The organism is Streptomyces sp. NPDC001204 (assembly GCF_053598035.1).
This window is the reverse complement of record NZ_JBSFJL010000016.1, coordinates 150,345-169,313: the sequence shown is the minus strand read 5'-3', so window position 1 is coordinate 169,313 and position 18,969 is coordinate 150,345. Positions and strand designations below refer to the sequence as shown.

17 protein-coding genes and 2 pseudogenes are annotated in these 18,969 nt (G+C 69.3%); 5 read left to right on the top strand and 14 right to left on the bottom strand.

The features are described 5' to 3' along the window. From ACWC91_RS22745 to ACWC91_RS22730, 4 genes and pseudogenes are all read right to left on the bottom strand, one after another. Positions 1–287, bottom strand: a pseudogene (locus ACWC91_RS22745) (hypothetical protein); the annotation flags it as partial. 440 nt (positions 288–727) lie between these two features. Further along, on the bottom strand, positions 728–1,306 hold the full coding sequence (locus ACWC91_RS22740; RefSeq protein ID WP_225077441.1) for a hypothetical protein: 579 nt from the start codon (positions 1,304–1,306) through the stop codon (positions 728–730). 1,209 nt (positions 1,307–2,515) lie between these two features. Continuing rightward, a complete protein-coding gene (locus ACWC91_RS22735; RefSeq protein WP_450641861.1) occupies positions 2,516–2,962 on the bottom strand; it encodes a hypothetical protein in 447 nt (148 codons plus the stop codon). An 849-nt stretch (positions 2,963–3,811) separates the two neighbouring features. Further along, positions 3,812–4,414: a hypothetical protein gene (locus ACWC91_RS22730; RefSeq protein ID WP_450641863.1), complete on the bottom strand. Its 603-nt coding sequence runs from the start codon at positions 4,412–4,414 to the stop codon at positions 3,812–3,814. An 824-nt stretch (positions 4,415–5,238) separates the two neighbouring features. Between ACWC91_RS22730 and ACWC91_RS22725 the strand changes: the two genes are divergently transcribed. From ACWC91_RS22725 to ACWC91_RS22710, 4 genes are all read left to right on the top strand, one after another. Continuing rightward, complete coding sequence (locus tag ACWC91_RS22725) at positions 5,239–5,817, top strand: TetR/AcrR family transcriptional regulator (protein WP_450641865.1); 579 nt, start codon at positions 5,239–5,241, stop codon at positions 5,815–5,817. A 19-nt stretch (positions 5,818–5,836) separates the two neighbouring features. After that, complete coding sequence (locus ACWC91_RS22720) at positions 5,837–6,256, top strand: oxidoreductase (RefSeq protein WP_450641867.1); 420 nt, start codon at positions 5,837–5,839, stop codon at positions 6,254–6,256. Then, positions 6,253–7,800 (top strand): oxidoreductase, encoded by a 1,548-nt coding sequence (locus ACWC91_RS22715; RefSeq protein WP_450641869.1) that lies wholly within the window; start codon positions 6,253–6,255, stop codon positions 7,798–7,800. Before ACWC91_RS22720 ends, ACWC91_RS22715 begins: the two co-directional genes overlap by 4 nt. Before the next feature lie 324 nt (positions 7,801–8,124). Beyond that, positions 8,125–8,655 (top strand): peptidylprolyl isomerase, encoded by a 531-nt coding sequence (locus ACWC91_RS22710; RefSeq protein WP_376502987.1) that lies wholly within the window; start codon positions 8,125–8,127, stop codon positions 8,653–8,655. 442 nt (positions 8,656–9,097) lie between these two features. On the opposite strand, the gene ACWC91_RS22705 is transcribed toward ACWC91_RS22710, so the two are convergent. From ACWC91_RS22705 to ACWC91_RS22665, 9 genes and pseudogenes are all read right to left on the bottom strand, one after another. Beyond that, complete coding sequence (locus ACWC91_RS22705; RefSeq protein ID WP_225077434.1) at positions 9,098–9,775, bottom strand: HdeD family acid-resistance protein; 678 nt, start codon at positions 9,773–9,775, stop codon at positions 9,098–9,100. 751 nt (positions 9,776–10,526) lie between these two features. Further along, positions 10,527–11,393: an amidohydrolase family protein gene (locus ACWC91_RS22700; protein WP_450641871.1), complete on the bottom strand. Its 867-nt coding sequence runs from the start codon at positions 11,391–11,393 to the stop codon at positions 10,527–10,529. Continuing rightward, on the bottom strand, positions 11,378–11,692 hold the full coding sequence (locus ACWC91_RS22695; RefSeq protein ID WP_225077432.1) for an L-rhamnose mutarotase: 315 nt from the start codon (positions 11,690–11,692) through the stop codon (positions 11,378–11,380). Before ACWC91_RS22695 ends, ACWC91_RS22700 begins: the two co-directional genes overlap by 16 nt. Further along, positions 11,689–11,835 (bottom strand): annotated as a pseudogene (locus tag ACWC91_RS22690) (aldo/keto reductase); the annotation flags it as partial. The pseudogene ACWC91_RS22690 and the gene ACWC91_RS22695, both read right to left, overlap by 4 nt. Positions 11,836–12,000: 165 nt before the next feature. Next, positions 12,001–12,756, bottom strand: a complete 756-nt coding sequence (locus ACWC91_RS22685; protein ID WP_225077431.1) for an SDR family NAD(P)-dependent oxidoreductase — start codon at positions 12,754–12,756, stop codon at positions 12,001–12,003. Then, entirely contained in the window at positions 12,753–14,093 is a 1,341-nt protein-coding gene (locus tag ACWC91_RS22680; protein WP_450641874.1) for an L-fuconate dehydratase, read from the bottom strand. Before ACWC91_RS22680 ends, ACWC91_RS22685 begins: the two co-directional genes overlap by 4 nt. Positions 14,094–14,130: 37 nt before the next feature. Further along, positions 14,131–15,156 carry an ABC transporter permease gene (locus ACWC91_RS22675; protein WP_450641876.1) on the bottom strand — a complete coding sequence of 342 codons (1,026 nt, stop codon included), beginning with the start codon at positions 15,154–15,156 and terminating at the stop codon, positions 14,131–14,133. After that, entirely contained in the window at positions 15,149–16,660 is a 1,512-nt protein-coding gene (locus ACWC91_RS22670; protein WP_450641878.1) for a sugar ABC transporter ATP-binding protein, read from the bottom strand. Before ACWC91_RS22670 ends, ACWC91_RS22675 begins: the two co-directional genes overlap by 8 nt. Beyond that, a complete protein-coding gene (locus ACWC91_RS22665) occupies positions 16,657–17,757 on the bottom strand; it encodes a sugar ABC transporter substrate-binding protein (protein ID WP_225077427.1) in 1,101 nt (366 codons plus the stop codon). Before ACWC91_RS22665 ends, ACWC91_RS22670 begins: the two co-directional genes overlap by 4 nt. 162 nt (positions 17,758–17,919) lie before the next feature. Between ACWC91_RS22665 and ACWC91_RS22660 the strand changes: the two genes are divergently transcribed. Then, positions 17,920–18,657, top strand: a complete 738-nt coding sequence (locus ACWC91_RS22660; RefSeq protein WP_225077426.1) for a FadR/GntR family transcriptional regulator — start codon at positions 17,920–17,922, stop codon at positions 18,655–18,657. A 110-nt stretch (positions 18,658–18,767) separates the two neighbouring features. Here ACWC91_RS22660 and ACWC91_RS22655 read toward each other — a convergent pair whose 3' ends face one another. After that, positions 18,768–18,944, bottom strand: coding sequence for a hypothetical protein (locus ACWC91_RS22655; RefSeq protein ID WP_225077425.1), 177 nt, complete (start codon positions 18,942–18,944; stop codon positions 18,768–18,770). Between the last annotated feature and the right edge of the window lie 25 nt (positions 18,945–18,969).

Here is an 18,969-nt window from a genome sequence, read left to right as displayed (position 1 = left end):
GTCTGTTTCCACGGTCCGGCGGGTGGTTGGGCGTCACCCGACAGGCTTGTGCCCATGGCTGCCAGCAGGTCGGGCAGCTTGTAGCTTTTGTCCAGCATTTTCATGGGGCCGATCTTCATGATGACCCGGCAGGTGACCTGGGTCAGGTCGACCGTCTCTTTGAGGTAGCACTCCATGTCCCAGCGGACTTGGTCTCCGAGGCGTGGCAGTGCCGGGGTGCATGTGATGTCGAGGATGTCCATGACGTAGCTGTCGTCGCTCGAGTCCTCCACCAGGCGGTTGTTCATAGGATTCACCCCGTCGTGTCTTGGGTGCGGAATGTGCCCTGTCGTCGCGTGGCTTTCCGTGCCGCCCTGCCTCCGTGTGGGTGTGGTCACGCCGGGTCGGGGGGAGTTGCACCAGGCATGCGGCTTTTTGCCTTCGTCACCCGTTCGGGCTCACCCGGCCGCCGCAGCAGGGTCGGCGGCCCTTGGTGGGAAACACCGCCAACTGGGGATGTTTCAGCAGGAATCCCCTTGAGGGTGAACCGGTGAAGCGGAAGGAAGTCGGCCCGGACACCCTCGCAGCGCCTTCTGGTCGGTTTAGCATGGCGTGCAAGGTGCGTGGACCGTCGGGAAAAGGGGCAGGTGGGCGCCACGTGCCGGGTGCCCCGAGGGGTCTGAGACCAGAACCCCGGCCCGATTACGGCGGGCCGGGGTTCTATATGGTGCTCATGGTGCGGGTGGGTTTAGAAGTCGTCGAAGTCGAAGTCTTCACCGTGGTGGCGCTTGACCACCCGGAAGCTGCCCACCACCCCGTCCTTTACGTGGATGCCCTCGGTGCGGTGCACCTTGACGCCGTTGGCCTCGCTGTGGGGGCCGACGGTGGCGACGGGGGCGCCGTTGTCGCAGGTGACGCCGCGGAAGAACTCGACGGTCCGCTTGCTGTCGTTGCGGATGTTGAAGCTCTTGGAGCCCAGGCCGCTCACCACGGTGATGCAGCCGTCGGGGTGGGCGGAGAACGACCGCTCGTTGATGAAGATCCTTCCGATCTCGTGGTGGCGACGCTTGCCGTGCTCGCCACCCTGGCCACCCTGGCCACCCTGGCCGCCCTCGCCGCCGCGGCCGCCGCCCTCGTTGCCCTTGCCCTGTCCGGACTCGCCGCCCATCGGCGCCTGGGCGGGAGCCTGCTGGACGACGGCCGGAGCCGCCGGGGCCGCCTGGGGCGCCGGCGCGGGGGCGGCGGTGGCGTAGGTGATGCCGGTCGCGGCGAGTGCCGCAGCGGCGCAGACGGCCGCGGTGACGGCGGTGGAACGGGTCATGATCATGGTGTGTTGCTCCTGTCTCAGAGAGGCCGGCTTTTGCGGCCGGCGTGTGATTGAACGTACTGATCGCTCCCAAAGCTGTCATTTCGGGCATATCGGAATGGCTGGTGTGAGGGAGCCGAATGGGGTACCCAGAGCACCCGGCGGCACGGCTCTCCAGATGCTGACGACACGTCAACCCTCAAAAGGTTCAGGGTAGATTGATGAGGGATTAGGCCTTAAAGGTGATCTCTGATGCCTGATCACCCGTGCGGCAGCGAGTCGCCTGGAATTACCGGCGCGAAAGACTCATCAGATTCCGGAACGGGCGGGGCACGGACCGGATCACGTAGGCCCTGCCCCGATGACGCCCCCTCACCCGGCAGGCGTCGGCGTTCGGCAGTCCGCCGGTGGGGGTCCGGCATTCCGTCAGGGCCGTAGCCCAAGGGGTGGGATCCCTTGACCGGGTTGCTCGTGCCGATCGGGCGTATCGAGAGTTTTGACCTCCGCGATAGTGCAGGCAGAAGCCCCTTGTCCGTGCAATCAAGGCGGCAGGTGAAGCCGGGGCATCGCTGCTCGACGTCACGATCCTTGCCTGCTGGCACGCGTTCATGGACCGGCGGCTTCTACCGGCCGGGAATCGGCGTCAGCGGTGCCGGTGAGTGCGGCGGTCCGTGCTGGCGAACCGGTCCGGCATGTCGATTTGGTGGCCGTGCAGCAGCTGCCGGGCGTGAGCGTGCCGGTCCGGGGCACGGATCGTCAGCTCCGCCGGCGCTCGGGCCACAAGATGGGAACGAGGTCCCACACCCGCGGGGAGGGAGGTTGCAGCGGGTCTGCCCAGCCTGTCCCCACGACCCATGCCCCGGTGCTGATGCTGGCCAAGAGGCCAAGAGCTCCTCCCGCACGTTTCCCACAAGGCGCGGGTCTTGCCGGTGGCGGAGCTGCCGAACGAGGACCGCGATACCTCGTCGCGCACCCGCCCGGCCAGCTCCTGCCCCTTCCCCTGCGGCGCGGTGGCCCGGAGGCCCACCAACGTGGCCACGGGCACGGCATCAGCCTGCCGGGGTCGGCAGGGACGGGTACCGCTTCGCCGGCCACCCGGCCCGGCAGACCCCGTATCGTCACTCATCGCACCCTCTTCCCGGCCTTTCGCCTTCCGTTTGGCGCGAACAGCATTGAGGCACAATCGAGCTGACGGCTCATCGTAGGACACCGGCGCCGGGCGCCGGTGAGTCATAGCGTCCACCAGCAATACAAGCTTTGGCCGTTCGACCGAGCGCGATGAGCCAGTCCGGCCAGGTTCTTCAGAAGGCTGGCCGTGACCTCGACGCTGATCCCAAGCTGTTGGAGTTCATCGGTCATCGACCACAGCTCGGCAAAGCGAACGAGGTCGTTCTGCGTCGCCGTGATGAGGGCATCGATCAGGGTGTCCGACACGCTGACTACGAACGGCGGGCCGTCCTCCGGCTCTGACAGCAGTTGTCCGGATCGCGAGCGTTCGCCGGCCTCCTCGTGGCTGCAGCGCGTCATGACGGCTTCGAGCTGGGCGATTGCGACGACCGGATCGATGTTCTTGAGGAAGACCACGTCGAGTTCCGCCTGCCCCGGCCCTCCCGGAGTCTGGAGGACCGCGACGGCAGCCTGGTCGTCAGCGGCAGAGAAGTAGTCGCACAGCGTCATGCCGCCGATTCTGGCATCCACACCTGACAGCCCTACCGACCCGGCCAGGGCAGTCGACGACCAGCCACACGGGGGTCACTGTTCGGGACTTGCCGGAGGTAGGCGTACCCGCCCGGTCCACGTGCTCGCCGACCGCGCGTACTCGACCGGGCCCCGGACCAGGATCAATACCACTGGCGACGACGCCCTACGGCTGCTGGAACATCTCCGGCGGCACGGGCCGAACTACTCGTCCTGCCCCGGGCCCAGGCGCTGCGGCGGATCATGGTGCAGAACTACTACCGCGACGCGGCCGGCCGCCTGCGCTGGCGCACCGCCGATGAAGGCCCGAGTTGCCGCCCTCATCCTGGGCGATGTCCATGACGTGGTTGTCGTCGCTCGTGTCTTCCACCAGGCGATTGCTCGTCTCGCGCATCCCCTGGTGTCTTGCGTGCGGAAAGGGAAAGCGCCTGTGGTCGCGTGGCTGGTCACTCCGCCCTGGGACTGGTGCTTGTCGTTGCGAGCCGGGTCGGGGGAGGGGCACCGGGTGTGGGACTTTCGCCTATCGTCACCCGTTCGGACTCACTTGGGCGCCGCGGGGAAGAGCAGTGGATGCTGTCGGAGAACACCGCCAACTGGGTGTGTTCCAGCGGGAGTCTGCTTGGGGGTGAACCGGCGAAGCGGGAGGTGGTCGGCGCGGACAACCTCGCAGTGCCTTCGGGCCGGTTTTAGTATGGCGTGAAAGGCGCGTGGACCGCGAAGCGGCGGTCGGGTGTGGGCGCCACGTGCCGGTGCCCGGGGGCTGAGACCAGAACCCCGGCCCGATTGCGGCGGGCCGGGGTTCTCGATGGTTCGCTTGATGGGGCTGGTTTAGAAGTCGTCGAAGCCGAAGCCGAAGCCGAAGTCGTCGAAGTCGAAGTCGCCCTTGTGGTGACCGACCACTCGGATGCTGGCCACGACTCCGTCCTTGACGAACACGCCTCCTGAGTGTCCGGGCTTGACGCCGTTGGCCTCGCTGCGGGGGCCGACGGTGGCGACGGGGGCGCCGTTGTCGCAGGTAGCGCCGCGGAAGACCTCGACGGTCCGCTTGCTCTCGTTGCGGATGTTGAGGCTCTTGGAGCCCAGGCCGCTGACCACGGTGATGCAGCCGTCCGGAGCGGCGGAGTACGTCCGCTCGTTGATGAAGATCCTGCCGAACTCGTGGTGGCGGCGCTTGCCGTGCTCGCCACGCTCACCGCGCTCACCGCGCTCACCGCGCTCACCGCGCTCGCCGCCTTCGCCGCCGCGGCCGCCGCCCTCGTTGCCCTTGCCGCCCATCGGGGCGTAGTCCGGGGCGGGTGCCTGCTGGGCGACGGCCGGGACCGTCTGGGGGACCGATGCGGGAGTGGCGGCGGCGTAGGTGATGCCGGTCGCGGCGAGTGCGGAAGCGGCGGAGATGGCCGCGGTGACGGCGGTGGAACGGGTCATGATCATGATGCCTTGCTCCTCTCTCTGAGGCGCCGGCTGTGAAAGCCGACGTGTGATGAACGTAATGACCACCCCCAAAGCTGTCATTTCGGGCAGATCGGAAGAGCTGGTGCGAGGGAGCCGAACGGGGTACCCAGGGCACCCCCAGGCTCGACTCGCTGATGGCTGACGACTCGTCAATCTTCTGAAAATTCTGGATGGATTGATGAGGCATTAGGCCTTCAAGGTGATCTCTGACGCCTGCTCACCCGTGCGGCAGCGGGTCGCCTGGAAATGCCGCCCCGGACGACTCATCAGATCCCGGGACGGACAGGGCGTGCACCGGATCACGCCAACCCCTGTCGTGGCCTTGTGCCCAGTCCGGCCGCCGTCCGATGTGGACCGGGCGACCGTCCCGTGGTCAAGAAGGTGAGAGCCCCAAGGGTGGGGCCTCATGACGCCCCCTCACCCGGTCGGGCCCTGCTCGTGCGATCCGTCCAGCCGGCGGTATCGGCGCAGGTCACGCCGCCATCCAGCTGGCGAGTCCGTGCCCAGGTGCCGGTGACACATCGACAGCCTGGACGGGGCTCGCCGTCCACCTCGGTGCGGTGTCACCAGGGCAGGAGGCATTGGCAGGTCGCCGTTTGACTTCATCTGGGCATGACCGCTCGCACTCGTTCTGAGTGGAGCAGACCTTCGTGGCGTGGATGCCGGCATGCGGATGCCGCAGGGTGAGGCCGAGGAGAGTCCGCCGGGTGTCGGGAAGGGGCGGCATTGTGTTGCCCCTCACAATAATGCGTTATTATTAACGCGGGACGGGGCGGCGAGAGCTTGAAGCGGCGGGAGCGGCAATGGACGAGCAGAGGGAACGCATTCTGCGGGCGGCGGCCGAGGTGCTGGCTGAACGGGGCTTTGACGCAGGCCGGTTGCGTGACGTCGCCACGACGTCCGGTGTGTCCATCGGTGCGCTGCAGCACTACTTCGAGACCCGTGACGCGCTCTTCCGCGAAGCCTTCGCCTGGTCGATCGACGATCTGATCGAACGCTGGCGGGCGGCGGCCGCCGACGCGGCCAGTGCCTGGCGCCGCTTCGAACTGCTTGTCACGGCACTCACCACGGATCCCACCCTTACCCGGCGCTGCGCCACTTGGACCGAGTTCTGTGCGAGCGCCTCCCGTCGTGAGGAACTGCGCGAAGGCGTGTACCGGGTCCATGCCGAGTGGCAGGCGCTGGTCCGCGAGATTGTCCACCAGGGCCTGCAGAGCAAGGAGTTCGATCCGGCCGTCCCGGCCGACCAGGCCGTCGGGTCGCTGGTGGCCCTGGTCGACGGCTGCGAAATGGCAGTGGCATCCGGATCCGGGCTCACCGCTGAACGTTACGCCGAGCTGATGCTCGGCACCGCGCGCGTCCTGCTCGGCGTATGCGCCTAGGCTTCGGAGAGGACATTCCATGGGAGTGAGGTTCCCGCACCTGTTCAGCCCGCTGCGGATAGGCCAGGTGACAGTGCGCAACCGGATCCTGTCCTCGGGCCACGACACGGTCCTGGTCAGGGACGGCGAGGTCACCGAGGAACTGATCGCCTACCACGAAGCCCGCGCGAAAGGCGGCGTCGGCCTGATCGTGCTCCAGGTCTCGGGCGTGCACGAATCCGCCCGCTACACCACCCACGTGCTCATGGCCACTGACGACGAGTGTGTCCCCGGCTACGCCAGGCTCGCGCAGGCGGTGCACCGGAACGGAGCGAAAGTCTTCGGCCAGCTCTTCCATCCCGGCCGGGAGATCCTGGAGTCCAAGGACGGCAGCGCACCGGTCGCCTGGGCGCCCTCCGCAACACCGAGCGAGCGCTTCCATGTCATGCCGCGCGCATGACCGAGGCCGAGATCCGCGAAGTCCTCGACGGCTACGGCCGGGCAGCCCGCCGACTGCGCGAGGCCGGGCTCGACGGCGTGGAGATCGTCGCCAGCCACGGCTACCTGCCGGCGCAGTTCCTCAACCCTGAGGTGAACACCCGCAACGACGGCTGGGGTGGCGACCGGCAGGGCCGGATCCGCTTCCTGCGCGCGGCGCTGCGCCGCGCGCGGGAGGGGGCAGGAGACGGCTTCGTGGTCGGCCTGCGCATCTCCGGCGACGAACTGAGTCACGACGGCCTCAGCAGCGAGCTGGTGCTTCAGGCCGTCACCGAACTCGACGCCGAGGGACTCGTCGACTACATCTCGGTGTGTGCGGGTAGCTCGTCCAGCCTGTCCGGGGCCCAGCACATCGCCCCGCCCATGTTCCAGCCCGCCGGCTACACCGCGCCGCTCGCCGCCAAGGTGCGCGCCGTCGTCGGCGTCCCCGTGATGGTGGCCGGGCGGATCAACCAGCCGCAGGAAGCAGAGCAGATCGTCGCAGGCGGTCAGGCGGACATGTGTGCGATGACCAGGGCCCTGATCTGCGACCCGGATCTGCCGGCCAAGGCCGCGGACGACCGCGCCGAGGAGATCCGCGCCTGCATCGGCTGCAACCAGGCCTGCATCGGCCACTTCCAGCTCGGCTACCCGATCTCCTGCATCCAGCACCCGGAGACCGGCCGGGAGCGCCGCTTCGGAGTACTGCCGGCGATCACACGGCGCAAGAAGGTACTGGTGGTCGGCGGCGGACCCGCGGGCCTGAAGGCCGCGGCCGTGGCCGCGGCACGCGGCCACGAGGTGGAACTCCACGAGGCAGGACGACGCGTCGGCGGTCAGGTGCTCCTCGCTCAACTGCTGCCTGGCCGTGCCGAGTTCGGCGGCGCGGTCACCAATCTCGAGGGCGAGGCGCGACGAGCGGGAGCCCGCATCCTCGTGGGCTCACGAATGGACGGCTCAGCCCTTGCCGCCGCCGCGCCGGACGCCGTGGTGCTCGCGACCGGCGCACGGCCTCGCCACCCACGGCTGGAGCTGATCGACGATCCCGTGGTGCTCGATGCGTGGTCGGTGATCCGTGGCGGCGAGGTACCGCGCGGACGGATCGTGGTGGCGGACTGGCGCGGCGACTGGATCGGCCTGGGCGTCGCACTTCAACTCGCAAGCCAGCGGCGGAAGGTGACGCTGTGCGTCACGGGCTTCGCGGCCGGCGAGCACCTGCAGCAGTACGTACGAGCCGCCATGTTGGCCCAGGCGGCACGGGCACGGATCGAGATCCTGCCCAACGTGCGGCTCTACGGCGCCGACAGCGACACCGTGTACCTCCAGCACACCCTCACCGAGGAGCCGGTGCTGCTCGAAGGGGTCGCAGGCACCGTCCTCGCACAGGGTCACGACCCGGTCAACGACCTGGACCCCGTCGCCCTCGGCGTTCCGGCCGACCGTGTCTTTGCCGCCGGGGACTGTGTCACCCCCCGCACCGTGGAAGAAGCGGTCCTGGAGGGACTGACAGTGGCGGCCCAGCTTTGACGTCCTCGTCCTCTCCCCCGTGAACGGGGCGATTCCCGCCTGCCGCGCCGTTTGAAGGCTGCGGTAGGCGGGGATCCGGCTTCGCTGTGCCGTGCCGGGCCGACTCCCGGGCTGTGCAGCGCTTTCACTTGCATGGTCGGAAATGGACGCTGCTCTGCGTCATGTCGTCCTCGGTGATCCGGGTCGGGTGCCCGCACGCTGCCCCGGGGTGGGTGTTCGTTCGCTCGGTGTCACCCATGCGGGTGACATGCCGTGGCGTCGCTTCGGTGCCCTCCGTCAGGCCAGGAGACTGGCCGGACCAGTCGGATGTAGCGAAGGATTGTGATGGCGGCGGAAGATCTGTACGCGACGCTGAAGACCAACAGGGGCGACATCATGGTCCGGCTGCTGCCGAATCACGCACCCAACACCGTCCGGAACTTTGTGGAGCTCGCCAGGGGCGACCGGCAGTGGGTCGATCCCAACACGGGCCAGCCGAGCACGGAACCGCTGTACGACGGCACGATCTTCCACCGGGTCATCGAGGGCTTCATGATCCAGGGCGGTGACCCCCTGGGCAACGGCACCGGCGGCCCCGGGTACAAGTTCGCGGACGAGTTCCACCCGGACCTGGCGTTCACCAAGCCCTACCTGTTGGCCATGGCCAACAGCGGACCGGGCACCAACGGCTCCCAGTTCTTCATCACCGTCGGGCCGACCGCCTGGCTCACCGGCAAGCACACCATCTTCGGCGAGGTCGCCGACGAGGCCGGCCAACGTGTCGTCGACACCATCGCCACGACGGAGACCAACCCCCGCAACGACCGTCCGGTCCAGGACGTGGTGATCGAGAAGGTCGTCATCGAGACCCGCTGACCGACGAAGTGCCGCGTTGACGCTGCCCCCGCCGTGTAGACCACGTCCGTGGCCCGGAGATCGTCCCGACATGGTGCCCAGCCACCAGCACGCCAAGGTCCCCGGCCAACGGATGCGCCTCGGCGGGCTGAAAGGCAGGCATGGCGGGCGCCGTCGGACTCACCCCGGAACGCTGTCGCTGGCCTCGTCGCGGGTCACTGGCCACGGGCCAAGGGCGCCGCGCCCTTCCGTCAGCCGTCGGCCGCCGATGGGCCTGGCGCCGCGCAGGCCGAATGCGGAGACTCCCCGCCCAAGCAGCCGGCGCGGTCAGCGCCGTGCCATCCGTGTACGGAGTCGCACCGCGCACATCGGGTGCAACAGGAGAAACAGAGAGTGAGTGGGGGAGGGGACGGACAAGGTGTGGCCCGCCGCTCGCCTCAGCCGCCCGATCCGGCTCCGCCGGTCAGTGCTGGGGGTGCGGGCGGGCGTGGAACAGGGGCCGCCGCTGGGTGGCCGTGCCCGCAGCGAGATGGCCGATCTCGACGCGCGTCCTGATGGCGCGGATCACCTCGGTCAGGCCCAGGATTATGGCCATGACGCCCACGACCAGGGTCAGTGTCGCGATCGAGGCGAACGGCATGATGATCATCACGACACCTGCCAGAGCCCCGATGATGCCGAAGGCCACGTGCCAGCCGCGCGCCGGCATCTCCTGAGCGGAGGCCGCCGCAGCCGTTTCAGTGGTGCCGCGCAGCAGCCAGCTGAAGCCGATCCACAGGGCGAGCAGCAGAATCGACTCCAGGGTGCCCCGGAAGGAGATCAGCCCCAGCAGGATGGAGGCCGCACCGGTGATGAAATGCAGTACGCGAAGATGCCGGGGCACATGCGTGCCGAAGGCGCCGGCCAGCGCGAAGACACCGGTGACCAGCAGATAGATGCCGAAGAGCAGGCCGACGACCCGCAGTGTCGCGCCTGGCCAGACCAAGGCGATGACGCCCAGGGCGATGCTGGCGAGGCCCATGGTGAACAGGATCTGCCAGCCCTTGTTCGCCAGGGCAGCCATGCCTTCGGCCAGGGGACTCTCTTGTGGCTCGGTGCCGTGCGGGGCAACGGGGCCCGGGGAATCGGAAGGAGATGTCATGACACCTACCTCCTCCTGGGAGCAGCGTGGTCACGTCCGTACACGTCCATCGTCACCCGGTCGGCCTCATGCTGCTCGGTGGAGACCGCGGGGGTTCGTGGCGCAGGAGTGCGCCCGCGTCCGGGCCTCCTCAGTGCGCTTGAGCTACGGACTTCGAACGCAGGTGCGTGTCCAGTCGATGAGCCTTCGCAGTACCTCGACTGGTTGACGTCTGGACCTGGTCGATGGGGACGTGGAGCCGGGCTTGACGGCTCCACGTCCTTGCTGCTCGTGCCGCCGGACTCGGCTCGTGCCGCCGCGGCGTGCTGACCTGCCGTGGTCGGGATCATGGTCGGGGCCGCTCAACCTCAACCGCAGGTTCGAGGAGACCCTCAGCCCCGTCTCTCGAAACCTTGCTCAGGTTCATCCGCATTCACCCGGCCGATGCGCTGGGCGGGCGCGGTCGGGTGCCGGCGTTTTAGCGTCGTAATGCCTTGCGCTGTGACAGGACCGCAAGGCTCGGGCGGCCCTTGCACGCAGCGCCCTGGGCAGGGGCCGCCGTCCCACTTGCCGTGTGGCCGCCGGCGGGGAGCAGACTCCGGCCTGGTCGGCCCCAACCGGCTCGCGCGATCGGATGCGCACTCCCGGCACCGACCGCGCGGCCGAGTTCTTCACCGTCGTCCCCGCCAGCGGCACCGGCGAGCCGGCCGGGATCACCGGCAGCGAGGGTCTGACGAACGACGCCGAGCGGCACGCACCGGATCTGGTTCGACTACGAGCTCGACTGAGCCAGCCCGTAGACGCGTGTGGCCGTCCCCTCGAAGACCACGGTGCGTTCGTGCTCGGTGAGCGCGGAGGACAGGTCACGGGCCGTGGCCAGGACTTCCTCGTAGGATGCCGCGAGGGTGCACACCGGCCAGTCCGAGCCGTACATCAGGCGGTCCGGGCCGAAGGCCTCCAGCACCACGTCCGCGTAGGGGCGCAGGTCGGCCGGCATCCAGGAGGTGAGGTCGGCCTCCGTGACCATGCCCGACAGCTTGCAGACGGTGTTGGGTCGCCCGGCGAGCGCACGTACGGCGCTCGCCCAGGGCTCCAGTTCTCCGGAGACGATGGGTGGCTTGCCCAGGTGGTCGAGGACGAAGGTGAGCCCCGGGAGGAGCGCGGCCGCCTCCACGCAGGCCGGAAGCTGGTGGGGCAGGACGACCAGGTCGTAGGCGAGGCCCGCGTCGGCCACGGCGGCCAGGCCCCGCCGTACGTCGGCCCGCAGCAGCCATTCCGGGTCGGGCTCGTCCTGCACCTGGTGGCGGATGCCCTTCAGGAAGCGGCCGCCGGGGAGTGTGCGCAGGCGGGCGAGTTCGTCGACGACGTCGGGGCGGGTGAGGTCGGTCCAGCCGACGACACCGGCGATCAGATCGTGCCCGGCGGCGAGAGCCAGCAGTTCGGGGGTCTCCTCCAGCACGGTGACCGTCTGGACGAGTACCGTGCGGGCCACTCCGGCCGCCGCGGCACTGGGTTCCAGGTCGTCCACGGTGAAGTTTCTTCTGATCGGCCGGAGTCGGGGGCCCGTGATCCAGTCCTGGTCGCGGATCGACAGGTCCCAGACGTGATGGTGGGCGTCCACGGTCACCGCAGCTCCCATACGACGGGCAGCCCTGCCTCGGCTCCCCCGCGGGAGTAGTCGTGCACGACGTCGAGCAGTTCGGCCATGCGGGCCTGCCAGGCGACGTTGACCGGCAGCCGCTCCAGCTGGGCGAGGAGGCGAGGGTAGTCCTCGCACTCCAGCAGGTGGAAGAGGTCGGTGCCGCTGCGCCAGATCGTCCAGGAGGTGGCCCCGGCGGCGCGGATGGCGGCGGTCAGCTCGGCCGGGACCTCCCGGTGCGCGGCCTCGTAGTCGGCGATCCGGTCGGGCCGGACCTTGGTGTGAAGGGCGACTTTCATGAAGACTCCTCCGTGGGCAGCAGACCCGTCTCGCGCAGTTCCCGCCAGAAGGCGGTGGGAAAGTGGATTGCGAACTGCTCTGCGCAGTCGCGGACTTCGGCGGCCGAGCCGACACCCACCAGAACGCTGGCCACGGCGGGGTACCGCGTAGTGGTTGGTCAGGTCGTCGTCCGTACGGTCGGCGGGCTGCAGGCGGCGGCCCACCGCCTCGTGCGCCTCCTCGTCACCAGCGTGCCGGTGGAGGTTGCCGATCCAGGCGGCGCCGAAGCTCAGCGTGGCGACCTTGACGACGGTGCGGACCGGGGCGGTCACCGGTCCGCCGGGCGTAGCCGCAGGCCCTGCATGCCGCCGTCGACGGCGAGTGCGGTTCCGGTCGTGGCGCCGGACAGGGGACCGGCCAAATAGGCGATGGCGCCGGCGACTTCGGCGGCGGTGACGAGGCGGCCGGTGGGCTGCCGGGCCTGAAGTGCGGCGCGTTCGGCGGCCGGGTCGGGGGCGGCGTCCAGCAGGCGGCCGACCCACGGTGTGTCCACCGTGCCGGGATTGACGCAGTTGACGCGGATGCCCTCGCGGACGTGGTCGGCGGCCATGGCGAGGGTGAGGGAGTACACGGCGCCCTTGGTCGCGCTGTACAGGGCGCGCTGGGGCAGGCCGGCGGTGGCCGCGATGGAGCAGGTGTTGACGATCGCCGCGTGCGAGGAGGCGCGCAGGTGCGGCAGGGCGGCGCGGGTGATGCGGACCATGCCGAGGACGTTGACGTCGAAGACGCGGTGCCACTCCTCGTCGTCGTTGTCCTCGACGGTGCCCTGGGCGCCGATGCCGGCGTTGTTCACCAGGACGTCGAGTCCCCCGAGGGCTTCGGCGGCCTGCTCGACGGCCCTGCGCACCGAGGCGTCGTCGGTGACGTCGGCGCGGAAGGCGAGCAGCGGCTTCACCACGGACGACGGGTCCAGGTCCAGGACGGCGACCTGCGCGCCGCGCTCGGCGAGGAGTTCGGCACTCGCCCTGCCGATACCGGAGGCGCCTCCCGTCACCAGCGCCGTGAGTCCCTGGAAGTCGCTCATGCCGCATGTCCCTTCTGCAAGTCGGGGTCGGCGGCCCAGAAGGTGCCGCCGGGGAAGGTGTACCGCGCGATGGACTCCGTCCGCATGGCGGCCGAGAAGCCCGGGGCGGTGGGGGCCGCGTAGTGACCGTTCTGGATCACCACCGGGTTCAGGAAGTGCTCGTGGAGGTGGTCGACGTACTCGATGACCCGGTCCTCGGTGGTGCCGGAGACCGCGACGTAGTCGAACATCGCCAGGTGCTGCACGAGTTCGCACAGGCCGACCCCGCCCGCGTGCGGGCAGACGGGGACTCCGTACTTGGCGGCCAGCAGCAGGATCGCGAGGTTCTCGTTGACGCCGGCGACGCGGGCCGCGTCGATCTGGAGCACGTCGAGGGCGCCTGCCTGGAGCATCTGTTTGAAGACGATGCGGTTGTGCACGTGCTCGCCGGTGGCGACCTTCACGGGGGCCACGGCCTCGCGGACCGCCGCGTGGGCGAGGATGTCGTCGGGGCTGGTGGGTTCCTCGATCCAGTACGGGTCGAACGCGGCGAGCGCCCGGGTCCAGCGGATCGCCTCGGCCACGCCCCAGCGCTGGTTGGCGTCGATGGCGATGCGGATGTCCGGCCCGACGACCGTGCGGGCCACCCGGCAGCGGCGCACGTCGTCGTCAAGGTCCGCACCGACCTTCAGCTTGATCTGGGTGAATCCGTCGGCAACGGCCTGGGCGGCGAGCCGGCTGAGCTTGTCGTCGTCGTAGCCGAGCCAGCCCGCCGAGGTCGTGTAGGCGGGGTAGCCGCGCTGGAGCAGGTGCGTCGTGCGCTCCGTCGCGCCCTGCCGGCCACGACGCAGGATCTGGAGCGCCTCCTCGGGGGTGAGCGCGTCGGTGATGTAGCGGAAGTCGATCTGGCTCACCAGCCACTCGGGGTCGGCTTCGGCGAGCAGCCGCCACAGGGGCTGCTGCGCGCGCTTGGCGGCGAGGTCCCACACGGCGTTGACGACCGCCCCGATCGCCATGTGCATCACGCCCTTCTCCGGTCCCAGCCAGCGCAGTTGACTGTCGCCGATCAGGTCCCGGAAGAGCGAGCCGGGGTCGCCGCACACGTCGTCGACCAGGCGTCCGACCACGTGGTGGCGCAGCGCGTGGATCGCGGCGACCTGGACGTCGTTGCCCCGTCCGATGGTGAAGGTGAAGCCGTGTCCCTCCGCTCCGCCGTCCTCATCCGTGCGCAGTACGACATAGGCCGCCGAGTAGTCGGGGTCCGGGTTCATGGCGTCGGAGCCGTCGAGTTCGCGCGATGTGGGGAAGCGGATGTCGTGGGTGTCGACCGCGATGATGCGGGCGGGCGTCGCAGACACTGATGGCCTTTCGGTCGGTGACGGGAGAACCGGCGGGTCAGTCCTGGGCACGGCCCGTCGTCACACGGGCGATCATGAGCGCGACCAGGATGATTCCGCCGTAGATCGCCTGGATCCAGAACGACGGCACCTGGGCGAGGGTGAGCAGGTTCTGCACGACGCCGAGCAGAAGTACCCCCGTCAGGGCGCCGAACATGGTGCCCTTGCCGCCGTCCAGGCTGATGCCGCCGATCACCGCCGCCGCGAACACCGTGAAGATCATGTTCTGGCCCTGGTTGGCGCTGATCGCGCCGACGTAGCCGGTCTGCATGATCCCTCCGGCCGAGGCCAGGACGCCCGCGACGACGAACACGCCGAGCATGACCCGCTCGACGCGGATGCCGGCCGCGCGAGCCGCCTCCGTGTTGCCGCCGATGGCGTACAGGGACCGTCCGACGCGGTGGTACTTCAGCAACAGCCCGGCGACCGCGAAGGCGACGGCGGCCAGCCACACCGACAACGGCATGGCCAGGAAGGTGGTGGTGGCCAGGGAATAGAAGCTGTCGGGCATGCCGAACAGCGTCTTGCCCTTGGTGGCACCGACCAGCAGACCCCGCAGCACGATCAGCATCGCCAGGGTCACGATGAAGGCGTTGAGTTTGAACCTGACGACGAGGACGCCGTTGAAGAGGCCGACGACCGCGCCCACCACCAGGATCGCGAGCACGGCGAGCGGCGCCGGGAGCTTCACGCCCCATCCGGACTGGTCCGAGGAGAGCACGAGGAGGGCGCCCACGGCCGGTGCGATACCGACGACCGACTCCAGGGACAGGTCGAACTTGCCCGTGATCAGCACCAGCGATTCGGCGAGCACGACCATGGCGAGGGCGGCGGAGGCACCGAGGATCGAGATCAGGTTGCGCTCGGTGAGGAACGAGTCGTTGACGACCGTGCCGAGCACCATCAGCATCAACAGTGCGGGCAACAGGGCGAGTTCGCGGGCCCGGCGCAGCAGGACCGTTCTGGCCGATCCCGTGGCGGCGCGTGGCGGCGCGAGCGGCAGGGCCGCCTTGGTGTCAGCCATGGTCCACTCCTTCGATGGAGGCGATCAGCTCGTGGTCGCGCCAGCCCGCCGGGTGCTCGGCGACGACGTGGCCGTGGAAGAGGACGAGGACGCGGTCGCAGCGGCGCAGGTCGTCGAGTTCGTCGGAGACGACGAGGACGGCGGTGCCGTCCTCGCGGGCGTTGTCCATCCGCGCCAGCAGTGACTCCTTGGACTTCACGTCGACGCCGGCGGTGGGGTTGATGAGCACGAGCAGGTGCGGGTCGGAGGCGAGGGCGCGGGCCATGACGACTTTCTGCGCGTTGCCGCCGGACAGGTCCGTCACAGGCTGTTCGGGGCCCTCGGTGTGGATGCCGAGGCGTTCGATCAGCTCGCCGGCGACACCGCGTTTGGTGTCGGTGGAGACGAAGCCGAAGCGGCCGAGCCGGTCCAGCACACTCATGGTGGCGTTGTCGCCGACCGTCATGCCGGCCACGAGACCCTGCTCGTGCCGATCGCGGGGCACGCAGCCGACGCCCGCCCTGAGCGCGGCCCGCACATCGCCGAACGGGAGTTTTCTGCCGTCGAGGTCGGCGGTCCCGCCGGTCGGAGTGTGCAGTCCGGCGAAGGTCTCGGCCAGCTCGATCTTGCCGCTGCCGCTGGAGCCGGCGAGTCCGACGACCTCGCCGCCGCGGACGGTGAGGTCGACGTCCGCGTACGCCTCGGAGGTGAGCCCGCGCGCGTCGAGCACCACGGGAGTGCCGACGGCGTCCGCTTCGCGTACGTATCCGCGTTCGTGCTCCGCGACCGGCTCTCCCGCCATCGCCTCCACCAGGGCCGCGCGCGACAGGTCGGCGACCGGTGCGGTCGTGATCCAGCGGGCGTCGCGCAGCACGGTGACGGTCTGGCAGACCTCGTACACCTCCTGGAGGTGGTGTGAGATGAACAGGAAGGTGACGCCGGAGTCCTGCAGGGCGCGCATCCGCGTGAACAGCCGCTCGATCTCGCGGTTGTCGAGTTGTGCGGTGGGCTCGTCGAGGACGATGAACCGCGCGCCGAAGCTCAGCGCCCGCGCTATCTCGACCATCTGCCGGTCTTCGATCCTGAGTTCGCAGGTACGGGCCTCCGGGTCGACGTGCACGTCCCAGGTGTCGAGGAGGTCGGCGGCCTGCTTCCGCAGCCGGCGCCAGCTGATGAGGCGTCCGCGGCCTGTGGGCTGACGGTTGATGAACAGGTTCTCCGCGACCGTCAGTTCGGGAATGACGGTCGGTTTCTGGTACACACAGGCGACCTTGCGGCGCCAGGCGTCGCGGTCGGTGAGCGCGGGCGCGGGCTCGCCGTCGAAGCGGATCTCGCCCTCGTCGGGCGCCTGGAGGCCGGTGAGCACGGCGACGAGGGTGGACTTGCCGGCGCCGTTGCGGCCGACGAGGGCGTGGGACTCGCCGGGCAGGACGGTGAGCCGGCCGTCGGCGAGGGCGACGGTGGGTCCGTAGCGCTTGACGATGCCCCGCGCCTGAACCAGCGGGGTGGTGTCGGGGCTGCTCATCGGACCGTGTTGCCCCAGAGGTTGGGGTCGTCGACGTTGTCCTTGGTGACGAGTGGCGCGGGCAGTTGGTCCTCGAGGATGCCGCTGGGCAGCTTGACGATCGTGGAACCGTGGTCGGTGGGGCCCGGCTTGAACGTCCTGCCCTGCATCGCCGCCTTGATGTAGTACATGCCGTACTTGGCGTAGTCGTCGGCGGGCTGCGAGACGGTGGCGTCGATCTCGCCCTTGCGGATGGCCTCGTACTCCTGCGGGATGCCGTCGTTGGAGACGATGACGATGTGCCCGGCAGTGCCCGCTTTCTTCAGCATCTTCTTGGACTTCAGGGTCTGCAGCGTGGGCGCGAGGTAGACACCGCCCGCCTGCATATAGATGCCCTTGATGTCGGGGTTGGCGTTGAGGAGCGTGTCGAGTTTGGAGGCGGCGGTGTCGGACTCCCATTTGGCGGGGATCTCCAGCACCTTCAAGGTGGGGAAGTTCTTCCGCACGCAGGAGCGGAACGCCTCCGACCGTTCGCGGCCGTTGACCGAGGCCAGGTCGCCCATGACCTGCACGACCTTGCCCGAGCTGATGTGCGCGCCCAGATACTGGCAGGCCTTCTCGCCGTAGGCGACGTTGTCCGCCCGCACGACCATGGCGACCTTGCCCTTGTCGGGTGCCACGTCGACGGCGACCACGGGGACGCCCTTGCGCTCGGCCTGGTCGAGTCCGGCCTGGATGGCGGCGCTGTCCAACGGGGCGACCACGAGGCCCTCTACGCCCTGGTTGAGCTCGTTGTTGATGTCGGTGATCTGCTGCGAGGGGTCACTGTTGGAGTTGACCGTCTTCAGTGCGTCGACGCCCTGGGACGTGGCCATCTTGGGCACGTAGTCGTTGTACGACTGCCAGAAAGGCGAGGTCAGCAGGGGAAGGATCACCCCGACCTTGCCGTTGCCGTCCCCCTTGGCGCCCGTCGCGCCGCTGTCCTTGGTGCTGCCGCATGCCGTGAGTGCCAGGGTGCCGCAGACGGCCGCGGCCGTCGCGCGCACCGTCCACGAGGAGAATCGCCTGCCTTGCCGCCGCCTGCCTTGCCGTTCGTTCCGCGCTGTGCTGCCGGCCATCTGTCGGCTCCTCATCGAGCGAAATCGAGCAGTTGGCCGCATACTTATCAGACCACTTGGCGTCCACAACACCCTGCTGCGTCAAGATTTCCCGCGTTCCGGCCGTAGTGGTCGGACCACCTCGATGGCTAGACTGCGGCGCACGGTGACAGGAGGAGTGGCGTGGACGAAACCGCTACGGGGGAGAAGGAACCGGAGACCGCCGCGGCCGCTCCGCAGAAGGGCACAGTGACGCAGCGCGCCATTGAGCGGATCAAGGCGATGATCGCCGAGGGCCTGCTGGAGCCCGGGCAGCGCCTGCCCACCGAGCGGGACCTCGCGGCCCAACTGGGCATCTCCCGCAGTTCGATGCGTGAGGCGATCCGCGCGCTGACCGTGCTCGGCGTGCTGGAGGCCCGGCACGGCTCGGGCATCTACGTCACCCGGCTGGAGGCCGGTGACCTGCTGGAGACGTTCGGCGTGGTCGCCGACCTCTCCCGAGGCCCGCGCCTGGTGGAACTGCTCGAGGTGCGCCGCATTCTGGAGTCGACGGCGACCGCGCTGGCGGCGGCCAGGATCACCCCGGACCAGCTCGCCGAGGTGGAGAAACACCTGACGGCGATGAACACCACGGACGATCCGGAGGAGATCCTCGCCCACGACCTCGCCTTCCACCGGGAGATCGCGGTGGCCGCGGGCAACGAGACGATGGCCGCGATCCTGGACGGCCTGTCCTCACGCACCTTCCGCGCCCGTGTCTGGCGCGGCTACCAGGAAGAGGGGGCCTTCTCCCGAACCCGCCGCGAACACGCCGCCATCTTCCGGGCACTGACCGCCCGGGACCCGGAGGCCGCACGGGCGGCCGCGGCCGCGCACGTGGGCGAAGTGGAGGAGTGGATGAGGGCGCAGCTGGAACGGTAGCGGCCCCGGAATTCACCCCGGCCGGCCGCGCTCAGGGACCGACGGCCGCACGGGCGCCGCGGTCCGACGCGGGCAGGAGCGGGCACCGGTCCAGGGGCCGGCGCAGCGTCTCAGGCCAGAGGTGCAGGTCCAATTATGGCTTCGTGGATGTCGTCGCGGATCTCCCAGCCGATCCGCAGACGGGGGAACCAGCGCAGGTGGGCGAACGCGCGCTCGGCACCCCCGCGCTGGGTGCCGAGGCCGAGCCGCGTTCGATGCCGCGGCGGGCGGACGATCAGCGGTTTCACGCTCGGACCAGCCGGGGGTACTTGT